Source organism: Nonomuraea sp. MG754425 (assembly GCF_021699195.1).
In the GTDB taxonomy this organism is placed as follows: Bacteria; Actinomycetota; Actinomycetes; order Streptosporangiales; family Streptosporangiaceae; genus Nonomuraea.
Map to the genome: position 1 here is coordinate 1 of NZ_SSXE01000243.1, position 13490 is coordinate 13490.

Consider the following 13490-nt stretch of genomic DNA (forward strand, 5'->3'; position numbering starts at 1 on the left):
GGTGGCGGGGCGGGCCCGTCCCGCGCCGAAGCGGGCGGCCAGCTCCCCGGCGAGTGCGCGCGAGCGCGCCGGCTCCGCGTCGACGATCGTGATCCGGTCGGCGCCCATCGTCAGCAGCGCGTGCGCGACCGCCGCCCCCGCGCCGCCCGCGCCGAGCTGCACGATCCGGCGGGCGGGCGCGTCGGGCAGGCCGCGGGCGAACGACTCGGCGAAGCCGGTCCAGTCCGTGTTGTGCCCGGTGGCCCGGTCGCCGTCGAAGACCACGGTGTTGACCGCGCCGAGCATGCGGGCGTCCGGCGACAGGTCGTCCAGGTGCGCGATGACGGCCTGCTTGCACGGGTGGGTGATGTTGAGCCCGTCGTAGCCGAAGCGGCGGGCCGTGCGGACCAGCTCGCCCACGTCGCCGCCCACCCGGTCGATGTCGAGCAGCCGGTAGACGTAGTGCAGCCCGTGGTGCACGGCCTCCTGCTCGTGCAGCGGCGGGCTCCAGGACGGGCCGATGCCCGAGCCGATCAACCCCACCAGGAACGAATCCATCACTTCTTCCTTTCAAGCAGGCGTACCGGCTCAAGACGTGGTTTTCCTAATGTACGTACTAGTGAGTTAGCTGACTAGACGTCGCCGCACACTGGTGATTTCCCTGATGCCGGACCGCGGCCCGCGGCGCAGACTGTCGTGGTCGCAGCGCCCCCGGCCAGAAGGAGACCCCATGTTCGAACGACGCCGCACCGGCCGGGCCCGCCCGCGGGCCGGAGCCCTGGGGAGCGTGCTGGCACTGGCCGCGCTCGGCCTGCCCGCCGCTCCCGCCCAGGCCACCGCTCATGACACCGCTCATGACACCGCTCTGGTTCCTGCGGTCACCGAGATTCCGGCCGGCGCGGGCAACGGGCGTCCGCTCGGCGCCACCGTCGCCGATCTGGCGGCCCGGGGCTACGAGGAGCGCGAGTTCCTGATGAGCGGCGGCGCCGACACCTTCCAGAAGACCGGCGTGTGGACGAGCGGCGGCCAGTGGGGCGCCCGCCGCACCGGCGTCGTCCAGGACTACGTCACCCGGCTGCTGGTCGAGCGGCCCGCCGACCCGGCCGCGTTCAACGGCACCGTCGTGGTGGAGTGGCTGAACGTCAGCTTCGGCGTGGACCTCGCCGTGGAGTGGTCGCAGTCATACGAGCACTACACCCGCGCCGGGTACGCCTACGTCGGCGTCACCACCCAGAAGGTCGGCGCCGACAAGCTCAGGAGCATGGACCCGGGCCGCTACGGCGGAGTCTCGCTGGCCTCCGACGCGCTGTCGTACTCGATCTTCGCGCAGGCGGCCGAGGCCGTCCGGGCGAACGCGCCGGCGCTGCTGGGCACCGGCACCCCCACGACGGTGCTGGCCGCGGGCCACTCCCAGTCCGCCGGCCGGCTGGCCACCTTCGCCAACGCGATCCAGCCGATCGTCCCGGCCTTCGACGGCATCCTGATCCACGGCAGGGGCGCCGGGGCCGCGCCCATCGGCGAAGGGGTGATCTCCCTGCCCCTCACCGCCCGGATCCGCACCGACACCGCCGTGCCGGTCCTCCAGGTCGAGTCGGAGACCGACGTCACCACGTTCGCCGACGCCCGGCAGGCCGACTCCGCCCGCGTCCGCACCTGGGAGGTGGCCGGCACCTCGCACGCCGACGGCTACGGCCTGGCCCAGTACAACGCCCAGAACGCCCGCGACCGGGCGATCAACGACGGCCGCCCGATCTCCTGCGACCGGCCCGTCAACACCATGACCTGGCGCTACGCCTCCAACGCCGCCTACCACCACCTCGACCGGTGGGCCCGCGGCCTCGGCGCGCCGCCCGCCGGGCCCCAGCTCGGCCTGCTGCTCGGCACGATCCGCCGCGACGGCGACGGCAACGCGCTCGGCGGTGTCCGGCTGCCGGACCTGGACGCGCCGCTGGCCGCGTACGCGCCGACCAACTCAGGCGGCGAGGTCACGGGGGCGTGCCTGCTGCTGGGCGTCACCACGCCGCTGAGCGCCGCCCGCGTGCGCGAGCTCTACCCCACCCGGCAGGCGTACGTCACCGCCTTCACCCAGGCGGCCGGCCGCGCGCTGGCCGCGGGCCACCTGCTGCCCGCCGATCACGCCGAGGCCGTCGCGCGGGCGCAGGCCACCCCGCTCCCCTGACCCTTGTTCACGCCTGGCCGAGCACCTTGTCCAGCAGTTCGCGCCGGGCCGTGGCCGGCCAGGTCAGCTCGCCCGACTCCAGCCGGGCGATGAGCCGCCTGAGCCAGTCCAGCTCGGTCTCGCTGAGCGCCCGCTCGTAGTCGAGCTCGATCATCAGGACGTCGGGCAGCCCGTTGTCCCTGAGCGCCCGCAGGTGACCGTCGAGGCCGGCCAGCGCCCCTTCGATCGAGGCCGCCCGGGTGCGCAGGGCCCGCAGCGCGTCGGCCACCGGCAGCACGCCGATCAGCGAGACCGCGGCGGCGAACGTGCGGCGCTCGGCCCCCGGGCTCTCCAGCAGCGCCCGGAGCCGGGTGGCCAGCTCGCGGCGGCCCTCGTCGGTGATCTCGTAGACCGTGCGCTCGGGCCTGCGGCCCTCCCGGCTGGTCTCGACCGGCACGATCAGCTCCTCGCCCGCCAGCCGCTCGACCGCGTGGTAGAGGCTCCTGGGCAGGCCGGTGATGTAGTCCTTGTGCGTGTCGACGATGAGGCGGTGCAGCTCGTACGGGTGGCCGGCGCGTACCGACAGCAGTGCCAGCACCGTGAGACCGACCAGGTCAGGACGCCGCGCCATGATCCCCTCCTTATGGCACCACGCACTATAGCCGAGCGGCCGGTGCGGCGGTCAGCGCAGGCTCTCGCCGTGGACGCGCTCGACCGTCATCGTCATGAGCACCCGGCGGTCGGCCACCATCACCGCCCGGTACTCGGCCCCGTCGGGGGTGCTGCCCCGCGGCGGCGCGGTAGTGGCGCACCAGCGCCTCGACCCGCGGGCCGTGCGGGTCGCCGCCCGGCCCGGTGAGCGCCACCGGACGCCCGCCCGCCGGTCGTAACCGTTTCGTTATCTCAACGAAGTGCAAAGCGTCTTTTTCAGGGCATTCCTGATCAAGAAGTCCAGCAGAGGGCTTTGGTCACGCGAAGCATCGCAGTGTCTCTCTGCCTGGGCTTTTGTCATGGGCGGAGCCGCTGTCACCCCTTGGAGCAGCAGATGACCGTCCTGAACATCGAGCTCGAACAGCTCACCGCCGAACAACTCCTCGCCGACCTGACCGACCCGCGCACCTCGGAACTGACCGCGGTCCGCATCCGCGAGCGCCTGGTGGAGATGCACGAAGGACTCGTGAGCGAGGTCACCCGGCGCTACCGCCACCGCGGCGAGCCCGTCGAGGACCTGCGCCAGGCCGCCTACGTCGGCCTGATGAAGGCCGTCAACGGCTTCGACCCCGACCTCGGGCACGAGTTCAGGGGCTACGCCATGATCACCATGATGGGCGAGGTCAAGCGCCACTTCCGCGACCGCACCTGGGCCATCCGGGTGCCGCGCGTCTACCAGGAGCGGCGCATCGAGCTCAACCGGGCCACCGCCGAGCTGACCCAGACCCTCGGCCGCTCCCCCACCGTCGCCGAACTGGCCGCCCGGCTCGCCATCTCCGAGGAGGACGTCCTGCTCGCCCTCGAAGCCGCCACCGCCTACAGCACCCTGTCGCTGGACGCGCCGGTCGGCGGGGGCGACGACGACACCGCCGAACTGGGCGACTTCCTGCCCGCCCAGGACGGCTCCATCGACGCCCTGCTGAACCGGCACGCGGTCAAGCCGCTCATCGACGCCCTGCCGGCGCGCGAGAAGAAGATCCTGCTGATGCGCTTCTACGGCAACATGACCCAGTCGGAGATCGCCAAGGAGTTCGGCCTCTCGCAGATGCACGTCTCCCGCATCCTGCGCGCCGTCCTCACCGGGCTGCGCACCGCCCTGACCGACTGACGGACCGGCCGGGGCCCGCCGCAGGCCGCTCTGGCACACTGCTCGGGTGAAGCGGCTACTCCTCATCGGCATCGGCGCCGGCGACCCCGACCACCTCACGTTGCGGGCGGTCAAGGCCATCGCCGCCACGGACGTGTTCTTCATCGTGGACAAGGGCGAGGTCAAGCACGATCTCATCCGGCTCCGCACGGACCTGATCGCCGAGCACGCGCGGGCGCCGTACCGGATCGCCGAGGCGCGCGACCCCGAGCGCGACCGGGACGCCGCCGCCTACACCGCCGCCGTGGACGACTGGCGCTCGCGCCGCGCGCTGGCCTGCGAGGCGCTCGTCCGCGACGAGCTGGCCGACGGCGAGACCGGGGCGTTCCTGGTCTGGGGCGACCCCGGCGTGTACGACAGCACCCTGGCCATCGTCGAGGAGATCCTGGCCCGCGGGAACGTCACCTTCGACTACGAGGTCGTGCCCGGCATCAGCAGCGTGGCCGCGCTGACGGCCGCCCATCGCGTCAGCCTGACCCAGGTGGGGCGGCCCGTCCACCTGACGACCGGCCGCCGCCTGGCCGAGCACGGCCCCACGGCCGACGACGTGGTCGTCATGCTCGACGCCCACTGCTCCTTCGCCGGCCTGGACGACTACGCCATCCACTGGGGCGCCTACCTGGGCACGCCCGACGAGATCCGCATCTCGGGGCCGGTGGCCGAGGTGGGCGAGCGCATCCGGCGGGCACGGGCCGAGGCACGGGCGCGCAAGGGCTGGATCATGGACACGTACCTGCTGCGGCGCCTGTCACCTCGTCCAGAAGCAGACTGAGCAGCCCCATCCGCCGCTCGGTGTCGTCGGCGGTCGCGAACAGCACCACGCTCCACCCCGGCTCCGGCAGCCGCGCGTGCATGGCCCGCAGTCCCGGCCAGCCGCCGCCGTGCCGGTAGACGCGCCGGCCGGCGTGTGAGCGGACGCCGACGCCCCAGGCGTAGCCGGTCGGGGTGCCGTCGTCGAGCCGGCCCTCGGTGTGCAGGAGGGCGGAGAGTCCGAGGGCGTCGGCGTCGAGCGCCCGGCTCCAGGCCAGCATGTCGGCCGCGGTGGTCCAGACGCCCCCGTCGCCGAGCGAGAGCGGCGCGGGATGCCGGGAGCTCAGCGGCTCGGCCCCTGGAGGCGCGGGGCCGGGGCCGGGCCAGTAGCGGGTGGCGGTCATCGACAGCGGATCGAACAGGCGGCGGCGGGCCAGTTCGGGCAGCGGGCGGCCGGCCGCCCGCTGCGCGGCGGTGGCGAGGCAGACGTATCCCGCGTTCGAGTAGGCGTGCGCGCCGCCCGGGGTCCCGGCGAGGGCGGGGTGGCCCGCGAGGGCGCGGATGACGCCCTCGCTGGTGCGGTCGCCGGGCATCGCGGCGTCGATGCCGGGGTCGGCGGGCAGGTTCGCGGTGTGGTGGACGAGGTGGCGCAGGCGCACGTCCGCGGCCCACGGCGGCAGTTCGGGGAGCCAGCGGGCCAGCGGGGACTCCACGTCGAGGACGTCGTCCCGGACGAGCGTCGCCACCAGCGCGGCGGTCAGTTGCTTGGCGAGCGAGGCCGCGTACACGGGTGTCGTGGGCGTCAGGCGCCGCGCGTGGAAGATCGGCGGCTCGCCGCGCCGCTGGAGGCCCACGACGATCGGCTCGTCGGGGCCGTAGCCCGAGCGCCGCACGAGTTCGGGCAGGCGCGCCGTCACCGCTGGGGGTGGCCGGCGCGGAGGGCGGCCAGGCGGTGCTGCCACTTGTCCAGCAGGATCGGGATCTCCTCGCGCATCAGTTGCAGGAACTCCCACGTCTCCGCCAGGCGGGCCGCGGCCTGGGTGTCGTCGCCGACCGCCTTGAGGCCCTCGCGCAGGGTCAGCTCCCACTGGGTGATCAGCGTGTCCTGCTGGAGGATGGCCTGCTGCCACTGGCCCTCGGTCACCCGGTAGTGGTCGCGGCGCGCGCCCGGCTCGCGTTCGCGGGTCACCAGGGCCACCTGGGTCAGGTAACGTACGGCGCCCGATACGGCGGCCGGGCTCACCAGCAGGAACTCCGCCAGCTCGGCCGCGGTGCCGCGGCCCTCCTCGGCGACCAGGAGGGCCGCGTAGATGCGGGCGGGCATCCGGGGGATGCCGGTGGCCACCAGGTCGAGGGCGAAGCGCTCCACGAACCGGCGCACCGCCTCCTCGTCCCGCTCGTGGCGGGCGGGCTCGGTCGTCCTCTCCATCTGGCACACACTACTTTGTTCTGAACTTTCACGGAATTGTGAAATGAGTGTAGTCTCTGAATCGCTGGGCCAAACCGGAGGTCTGATGAACCGCGAGAAGATCGAGCTCACCACCGTCCAGAAGACGATGCTCGCCACCCTGTACGCCCGCGCCCTCGACAGCCGCGCCCGCTACTCCGTCCTGCACGACCGCACCGCCGCCGACGTGGTCGAGCACGTCGACTACGACTGGCGCAAGACCGGCACCCGCGCACCCTGGGACGCCGCCACCCTGGCGCTGCGCGGTCGCGAACTGGACCGCTGGACCACCGAGTTCGTCCGCGCCCAGCCCGGCGAGGTCACCGTGCTGCACCTGGCCTGCGGCCTGGACACCCGCGCGCACCGGCTGGGCCCGCCCCCGTCGGCGCGCTGGGTGGACGTCGACTTCCCCGACGTCATCGACCTGCGCCGCCGCCTGCTGCCGGAGCCCGGCGGCGACTACCGCATGATCGGCGCCTCGGTGACCGACGAAGGCTGGCTGGAGGAGGTGCCCGCCGACCGTCCGACGGTGGTCGTGTGCGAAGGGCTGACGATGTACCTGCACGAGGAGGAGGGACGGCGCCTGATCCGGAGCGTCTGCGCCCGCTTCCCCTCCGGGCAACTGCTGTTCGACTGCTTCAGCAAACGGCTGATCCGCTACGCCGGGAAGATGAGCTGGCTCGGGATGGGCATCGCGCCGCGCGCCGTCCTGGAGAGCTGGCACTGGGGCATCGACGACCCCCACGAGCTGGAGACGTGGCAGGACGGCCTGGAATACGTGGACGACCTGTACGTCGTGGACGTGCCCGACCTGGGCAAACTCCCGGCGGCGGCCCGCATCGGGCTGCGGCTGTCGGCCCACGCCCCCGGCGGCCGGGACGCCGGCCGGCTGCTGCGCTACCGCTTCTGACCGGCCGCCCCCGAGACACCCCCCAGAACGGCCCCGCGCTCACGAGCACCTGCGATCGGCCCCCAGGAACGTCCCGGTGCGCCGCGCGCTGCCGTAACCGCCGGCGAAGACGCCCCGCTCGAAGACCGGCTCCCCCGCCACGCACACCGCCCGGACGGCGGCGTCACTGCGGTTCACCATGCGCCGCACCCCGCCGAAGTCCGGCATCGGCGCCTCGTGGTAGGCGGCCAGCCGCTCGTCCAGGCCGGCCGGGTCCACCACCACCAGGTCGGCCCGGTCGCCCGCGCGCAACGTACCGGCCCGCAGCCCGAACCAGTCGGCCAGCTCGCCGGTCAGCCGGTGCACCGCCCGCTCCACCGTCATGAACGGCCGGCCGGCCGCCTGCGCGGCCAAGACCCGGGCCAGCAGCCGCAGCGCGAAGTTGTAGTGCGCCATGTTGCGCAGGTGCGCGCCCGAGTCGGTGAACCCCATCTGCACCGCCGGATGATCGGCCAGCCGGTCCAGCACGTGCGGCCGGTCGTTGGCGATCGTCGTCCGCCAGCGCAGCCGCGGCCCGTGCGCGACCACGAGATCGAGGAACGTCTCGGCCGGATGCCGCCCGCGCGTGTCGGCCACCTCGCCGAACGACCGGCCCACCACGCCCTCGTCCGGGCAGGAGACGATGTCGGCGTCGTACAGGTCGCGGTGCCAGCTCCGCGGCAACCGGCTGTCGTAGTCGCGACGGAACCAGCGCCGGTAGGCCATCCGCGACAACAGCCGCGCCCGCTCCGCCTCCTGCCGCAGGTGCAGCGCGGCGGCGGTGGCGCCGAACTCCTCGAAGAGCGCCAGGTCGATCCCGTCGGCGTACAGCTCGTACGGCACCGGCAGGTGCTGCCAGCGCACCTCGGCCCCCAGCAGCCGGTTGGCCGGACCGGTCAGCCCCGTGCGCAGCGCCGACAGCAGCGGCGCCGTCTTCGGGTCGAGCGCCGCCAGCAAGGACGTCTTCAACCGCGGCCGCGCCCGCAACCCGGCGCTGGCCAGCAGGAACCGCAGGCTGCTCCACGGCCTGGCCGCGTCGGGCGCGCTCTGCAGCACCCGGCCGCGAGCCCGCAGCACCCGGTGCAGCGCGCGGTACTCCCGCCAGCCCGCGAACGTGGACGGCAGCCGCGCCGACCGGAACCGGTCGCCACCCAGCCGGAAGAACGTGCTGGCCGCGGTGGACAGACCGAGGAAACCGGCGTCCAGGGCGCGGTTGAGCAGCGCCGTCATCCGGTCGAGATCCTGGCCGGACGCCGGATCGGCGCCGACCGCCCGGCCCAGCCCCATCACGTACGCCCGCAGGTCGGAGTGCCCGAGGAAGGCGGCCACGTTCGGGCCCAGGGGCCGGGCCAGCAGCGCCTGGACGTACTCGTCGGCGCCCGACCAGTGCCGGTGCCGTTTCAGCACGTCCAGCACGTCGGCGTGCGGCAGCGCCTCGACCCGGCTGAACAGGTCCGCCGCGTCGTCGGCGGCGCAGTAGACGCCGGACAGCGAGCAGTTGCCGAGCACCACCGTGGTGACGCCGTGCCGCACCGACTCGCCCAGCCCCGGCGACAGCAGCACCTCGACGTCGTAATGCGTGTGCACGTCGAGGAAACCCGGCAGCACCCAGCAGCCGCCCGCGTCGAGCACCCGCGGGCAACCCGCCTGCGGCAGCGGCTCCGCCGAGACGGCCGCCACCCGCCCGCCCCGCACCCCCAGATCGCGGAGCGCCGAGGGGCTGCCCGCGCCGTCGAACCAGCGGCCCCCCTTGATGATCAAGTCGAACATCGCCGTCCTCCGGCTGTCACGCCACCGACCCCCGAGCGATGGCGTTGAGCGATCACCCTAAGGCATGCGGCGGCGGCCACCGGAGGACTCCCGCGGCGTGTCCGCGTCGCCCCCGCCCGGCGCGGACGGGGGCGGCGCGGATGTCAGTCCACGTCCACGACCGCCTGCGCGAACTGGGCCGAGTACAACCGGGCGTACGCGCCGCCCGCCGCCAGCAGCGACTCGTGCGTGCCCTGCTCGACGATCCGCCCCTCCTCCATCACCAGGATCAGGCTGGCGTCGCGGATCGTGGACAGCCGGTGCGCGATCACGAAACTGGTGCGCCCCTCCCGCAACGAGCTCATCGCCCGCTGGATGAGCACCTCGGTCCGGGTGTCGACCGAGCTGGTCGCCTCGTCCAGGATCAGGATCGCCGGCTCCGACAGGAACGCCCGCGCGATCGTGATGAGCTGCTTCTCGCCCGCGCTGACCGCCGCACCCTCGTCGTCGATCACCGTGTCGTACCCGTCGGGCAGCGTGTGCGCGATCCGGTCCACGTGCGCCGCCTGCGCCGCCGCCTCGATCCGCTCGCGCGTGGCGCCCTCGGCCCCGTAGCCGATGTTCTCCGCGATCGTGCCGCCGAACAGCCAGGTGTCCTGCAGCACCATGCCGATGCCCGAGCGCAGCTCCTCCCGCGACATCCGCGCGATGTCCACGCCGTCGAGCGTGATACGGCCGCCGGTCACCTCGTAGAACCGCATGATCAGGTTGACCAGCGTCGTCTTGCCCGCGCCCGTCGGGCCGACGATGGCCACCGTCTGGCCGGGCTCCACCGTCAGCGACAGGTCCTCGATCAGCGGCCGGTCCTCGGCGTACCTGAACGACACGTTCTCGAACGCCACCCGGCCCCGCACCCGGTCCGGACGCGCGGCCTCGGCCGGCTCGGCGGACTGCTCCGGCTCCTCCAGCAGCTCGAAGACCCGCTCCGCCGAGGCGACACCCGACTGCACCAGCGCCGCCATGCCCGCCACCTGCGTCAACGGCTGGCTGAACTGACGGGAGTACTGGACGAACGCCTGCACGTCACCCAGCGAGATCGAGCCCGAGGCCACCTTGAGCCCGCCCACCACGGCCACCAGCACGTAGTTGATGTTGCCGATGAACATCATGGCCGGCTGGATGACGCCGGAGATGAACTGGGCGCGGAAGCTGGAGGCGAACAGCGCATCGTTGTGCTCGGCGAAGGTCTCGGCCGCCTCCTTCTGCCGGCCGAACACCTTCACCAGCGTGTGCCCGCCGTACATCTCCTCGATGTGGCCGTTCAGCTTGCCCGTCGAGGACCCCTGCTTGATGAACTGCGGCTGCGCCCGCTTGCCGATGACCGCCGTCACGTACACCGACACCGGCACCGTGACCAGCGCGATCAGCGCCAGCACCGGCGAGATCCAGAACATCACCACCAGCACCGCCACCACCGTCAGCACCGACGTGATGAGCTGGCTCATCGTCTGCTGCAACGTCTGGGCGATGTTGTCGGTGTCGTTCGTGGCGCGGCTGAGGATCTCGCCACGCGGCTGGCCGTCGAAGTAGCTCAGCGGCAGCCGGCCCAGCTTGGCCTCGATCCGCTCACGCAGCCGGGCCGCCGCCCGCTGCACCACCACGGTCGTCAGCCGGAACTGCACGATGCCGAGCAACGCCGCCACCAGGTAGATCACCAGCACCCAGCCCAGCACCTGGGCCAGCGCCGTGAAGTCGATGCCGCGGCCCGGCACGACGCTCATCGACGCCACCATGTCGGCGAACGTGTCCTGCCCGTCCGCCCGCAGGCCCGCCACCGCCTGCTCCTTGGTGGCCCCGGCGGGCAGCCGCTCCCCGATGATGCCGGTGAAGATCAGGTCGGTGGCCTGGCCGAGGATCTTGGGCCCGGTCACCGTCAGCGCGACGCTGAGCGCGCCGAGCACCAGCACGGCGATCAGCAGCGCCCGCTCCGGGCGCAGCAGGCTCATCAACCTGCGCAGCGTGCCGCCGAAGTCGAGGGCCTTCTCGGCGGGCCCGCCCATCATCCGGCCAGGGCCGAAGCCCGGCTGTGGACGCCTCGCGGGCGCCTGCGTCGTCATGCCGCCGCCTCCTGTTCGGTGAGCTGGGACAGGACGATCTCCCGGTAGGTCGGGCAGCCGTCCATCAACTCGGCGTGGGTGCCGTCGCCGGCCACGCGGCCGTCGTCCAGCACGATGATCCGGTCGGCGTCGCGGATCGTGCTCACCCGCTGCGCCACGATGACGAGCGTGGCCTCGGCGATCTCCGCCGCCAGCGCCGCCCGCAGCCGGGCGTCGGTGGCGTAGTCGAGAGCCGAGAACGAGTCGTCGAAAAGATAGATCGCGGGACGGTGCACCAGGGCCCTCGCGATGGCCAGCCGCTGCCGCTGCCCGCCGGAGACGTTCGTGCCGCCCTGCGCGATCGGCTCCTCCAGCCCGCCCGGCATCGCCGCCACGAACTCGCGCGCCTGCGCCACCTCCAGGGCCTGCCACAACTCCTCGTCCGTGGCGTCCGGCTTGCCGTAACGCAGGTTGGAGGCGACCGTGCCGGAGAACAGATAGGGCGACTGCGGGACCAGGCCGACCGCGCGCGCCAGCGCCGCCTCGTCGAGCTCACGCACGTCCACGCCGTCCACCAGCACCGTGCCCGCGCTCACGTCGAACAGCCGCGGGACGAGGTTGAGCAGCGTCGTCTTGCCGCTGCCCGTACTGCCGATGATCGCCGTCGTACGTCCGGGCCGCGCCGCGAAGCTCACCCCGGACAACACCGGCTCCTCCGCCCCCGGATAGCGGAAGTCCACCGACCGCAGCTCCAACTCGCCCGAGCGGTGCTCCGGCGTGACCGGGTCGGCCGGCGGGCGCACGGTCGGCTCCGTGCCGAGCACCTCCTCGATGCGCTCGGCGCACACCTCGGCCCGCGGGATCATCATGAACATGAACATCGCCATCATCACCGACATGAGGATCTGCATCAGGTAGGAGATCACCGCCGTCAGCGCGCCCACCTCCATGGCCCCGTCGGCGATGCGCTGGCCGCCGAACCACACCACGGCCACGCTGGACAGGTTCACCACCAGCATGACCACGGGGAACATCAGCGCCATCAGCCGCCCGACCTGCAACGACACCTCGGTCAGCCGGTCGTTGTCCGCGCCGAACCGCTCGCGCTCGTACCGGTCGCGGACGAAGGCCCTGATCACCCGGATGCCGGTGATCTGCTCGCGCAGCACCTGGTTGATCCGGTCGATGCGCTCCTGCAACGTGCGGAACAGCGGACGCATCCGCACAACGATCACGGTCACCACCGCGATCATCACCGGCAGCGCCACCAGCAGCAGCGACGACAGCGCCGCGTCCTGGCGCAACGCCAGCACGATGCCGCCGACGCACATGATCGGCGCGGCCACCATCATCGTGAACGACATCAGCACCAGCAACTGCACCTGCTGCACGTCGTTGGTGGTCCGGGTGATCAGCGACGGCGCGCCGAACCGGCCGACCTCCTGCGCGGAGAAGCCCTGCACCCGATGGAAGATCGCGGCCCGCAGATCCCGCCCCAGGGCCATCGAGGTACGGGCCCCGTAGTAGACGGCCACGGTCGCGCACGCGATCTGGATGAGCGTCACACCGAGCATCACCAGGCCGATGCGCATGATGTAACCGGTGTCGCCCTTGACGACGCCGTCATCGATGATGTCGGCGTTCAGCGTGGGAAGGTAGAGCGTCGCCAGCGTCTGCACGAACTGGAAGAGCACGATGATCGTGATCTCTTTCCGGTACGGCCCGAGCTGGACCCGCAGAAGACGAAGCAGCATCAACGCGTGCTTTCTGTGTCGGAGGGAAGAAGAGGGCTTCGGACGAGCAGGCCGTCGAGCAGGACCGAGACGGTCTCCTCGTCGTCCATGTCCGAGAAGGTGTCGCCCCCGTCGAAACCGGGGAACACCGACACCGCTACCAGCATGAGCAGCAACTGCGCCGCGGCGTCGGGCGAACGCCGCAACCGCGCGCGATCGGGCTCCATCAGGCCGGCCACCGCGCTCTGGATCCGCCGCCGGCCGGCCAGCATGTGGTCGCGGAAGACGGCGTCGTCAGCCAGGAGATCTCTCGGGACGGCGATCAGGTTGGCGTTGGCCCGCATCCCCGATCTGAGCAACCCGACCGCCGCGCGCAGCCGCGCCCGCAGATCGGCCCGCGCGGCCAGCGCCGCCAGCGCGTCCACGGACGGCCGGGGGTCGAACGCGTGCATGAGCGCCGCGCGCAGCAACGAGACCTTGTCGGGGAAGACACCGAAGATCGTGCCCTCGGCCACGCCCGCCGCCTCGGCGATCTGCCGGGTGCTCACCGCGGTGCCGTACTCACGCAGCAGGGGAAGCGTGGCGGAGATGAGGGCTGCCCGGCGTTCTTCGGGCGCCATCGCCGGCACTCTGCGCCTTTTGTTCACGCCCGAGATCGTAATGAGCGAGTACTCACTCATTCAAGTGGTTTTATACCGGCACCGCCTCCGGCGAGGCGACCTGCGAAAACGCGCACAGTAGTCACATGCGATCCGAACTCGACACCGGGCAGCCACCGATCGCGCCGCGCCA

At 72.4% G+C, this 13490-nt stretch carries 12 protein-coding genes and 1 pseudogene; 4 read left to right on the top strand and 9 right to left on the bottom strand.

Features of this window, described 5'->3' with window-relative positions; genetic code table 11:
- On the bottom strand, positions 1-537 hold a 537-nt coding region (locus FAF44_RS47355), incomplete at its 3' end, for a shikimate dehydrogenase (RefSeq protein ID WP_237110022.1).
- A gap of 172 nt (positions 538-709) precedes the next feature.
- On the opposite strand from FAF44_RS47355, the gene FAF44_RS47360 reads away from it, so the two are divergent.
- A complete protein-coding gene (locus tag FAF44_RS47360; RefSeq protein WP_237110023.1) occupies positions 710-2158 on the top strand; it encodes an alpha/beta hydrolase domain-containing protein in 1449 nt (482 codons plus the stop codon).
- 7 nt (positions 2159-2165) lie between these two features.
- Here the strand turns inward: FAF44_RS47360 and FAF44_RS47365 are convergent, their stop codons facing one another.
- Both FAF44_RS47365 and FAF44_RS47370 read right to left on the bottom strand, forming a co-directional pair.
- Complete coding sequence (locus tag FAF44_RS47365; RefSeq protein ID WP_237110024.1) at positions 2166-2768, bottom strand: PadR family transcriptional regulator; 603 nt, start codon at positions 2766-2768, stop codon at positions 2166-2168.
- A gap of 51 nt (positions 2769-2819) precedes the next feature.
- Positions 2820-3003, bottom strand: a pseudogene (locus FAF44_RS47370) (PPOX class F420-dependent oxidoreductase); the annotation flags it as partial.
- Between the two features lie 179 nt (positions 3004-3182).
- On the opposite strand from FAF44_RS47370, the gene FAF44_RS47375 reads away from it, so the two are divergent.
- Together FAF44_RS47375 and cobF are read left to right on the top strand one after the other, a co-directional pair.
- The gene (locus FAF44_RS47375) at positions 3183-3956 is read left to right on the top strand and encodes a SigB/SigF/SigG family RNA polymerase sigma factor (RefSeq protein ID WP_237110025.1); all 774 of its coding nucleotides are present in this window, start codon (positions 3183-3185) and stop codon (positions 3954-3956) included.
- Between the two features lie 46 nt (positions 3957-4002).
- Positions 4003-4767 (top strand): precorrin-6A synthase (deacetylating), encoded by a 765-nt coding sequence (gene cobF, locus FAF44_RS47380; RefSeq protein ID WP_237110026.1) that lies wholly within the window; start codon positions 4003-4005, stop codon positions 4765-4767.
- Here cobF and FAF44_RS47385 read toward each other — a convergent pair.
- Positions 4715-5662 carry a serine hydrolase gene (locus tag FAF44_RS47385; RefSeq protein ID WP_237110027.1) on the bottom strand — a complete coding sequence of 316 codons (948 nt, stop codon included), beginning with the start codon at positions 5660-5662 and terminating at the stop codon, positions 4715-4717. The genes cobF and FAF44_RS47385 overlap by 53 nt on opposite strands.
- Complete coding sequence (locus tag FAF44_RS47390) at positions 5659-6174, bottom strand: GbsR/MarR family transcriptional regulator (protein ID WP_237110028.1); 516 nt, start codon at positions 6172-6174, stop codon at positions 5659-5661. The genes FAF44_RS47385 and FAF44_RS47390 overlap by 4 nt, the downstream gene beginning before the upstream one ends.
- An 85-nt stretch (positions 6175-6259) precedes the next feature.
- On the opposite strand from FAF44_RS47390, the gene FAF44_RS47395 reads away from it, so the two are divergent.
- Complete coding sequence (locus tag FAF44_RS47395) at positions 6260-7102, top strand: class I SAM-dependent methyltransferase (RefSeq protein WP_237110029.1); 843 nt, start codon at positions 6260-6262, stop codon at positions 7100-7102.
- Between the two features lie 39 nt (positions 7103-7141).
- On the opposite strand, the gene FAF44_RS47400 is transcribed toward FAF44_RS47395, so the two are convergent.
- The 4 genes from FAF44_RS47400 to FAF44_RS47415 all read right to left on the bottom strand — a co-directional run bounded on the left by FAF44_RS47400 (position 7142) and on the right by FAF44_RS47415 (position 13318).
- Complete coding sequence (locus tag FAF44_RS47400; RefSeq protein WP_237110030.1) at positions 7142-8890, bottom strand: amidohydrolase family protein; 1749 nt, start codon at positions 8888-8890, stop codon at positions 7142-7144.
- A gap of 143 nt (positions 8891-9033) precedes the next feature.
- Positions 9034-10986: an ABC transporter ATP-binding protein gene (locus FAF44_RS47405; protein ID WP_272896007.1), complete on the bottom strand. Its 1953-nt coding sequence runs from the start codon at positions 10984-10986 to the stop codon at positions 9034-9036.
- The gene (locus FAF44_RS47410) at positions 10983-12719 is read right to left on the bottom strand and encodes an ABC transporter ATP-binding protein (RefSeq protein WP_237110031.1); all 1737 of its coding nucleotides are present in this window, start codon (positions 12717-12719) and stop codon (positions 10983-10985) included. The genes FAF44_RS47405 and FAF44_RS47410 overlap by 4 nt, the downstream gene beginning before the upstream one ends.
- A complete protein-coding gene (locus FAF44_RS47415; RefSeq protein ID WP_237110032.1) occupies positions 12719-13318 on the bottom strand; it encodes a TetR/AcrR family transcriptional regulator in 600 nt (199 codons plus the stop codon). The genes FAF44_RS47410 and FAF44_RS47415 overlap by 1 nt, the downstream gene beginning before the upstream one ends.
- Positions 13319-13490 lie beyond the last annotated feature (172 nt).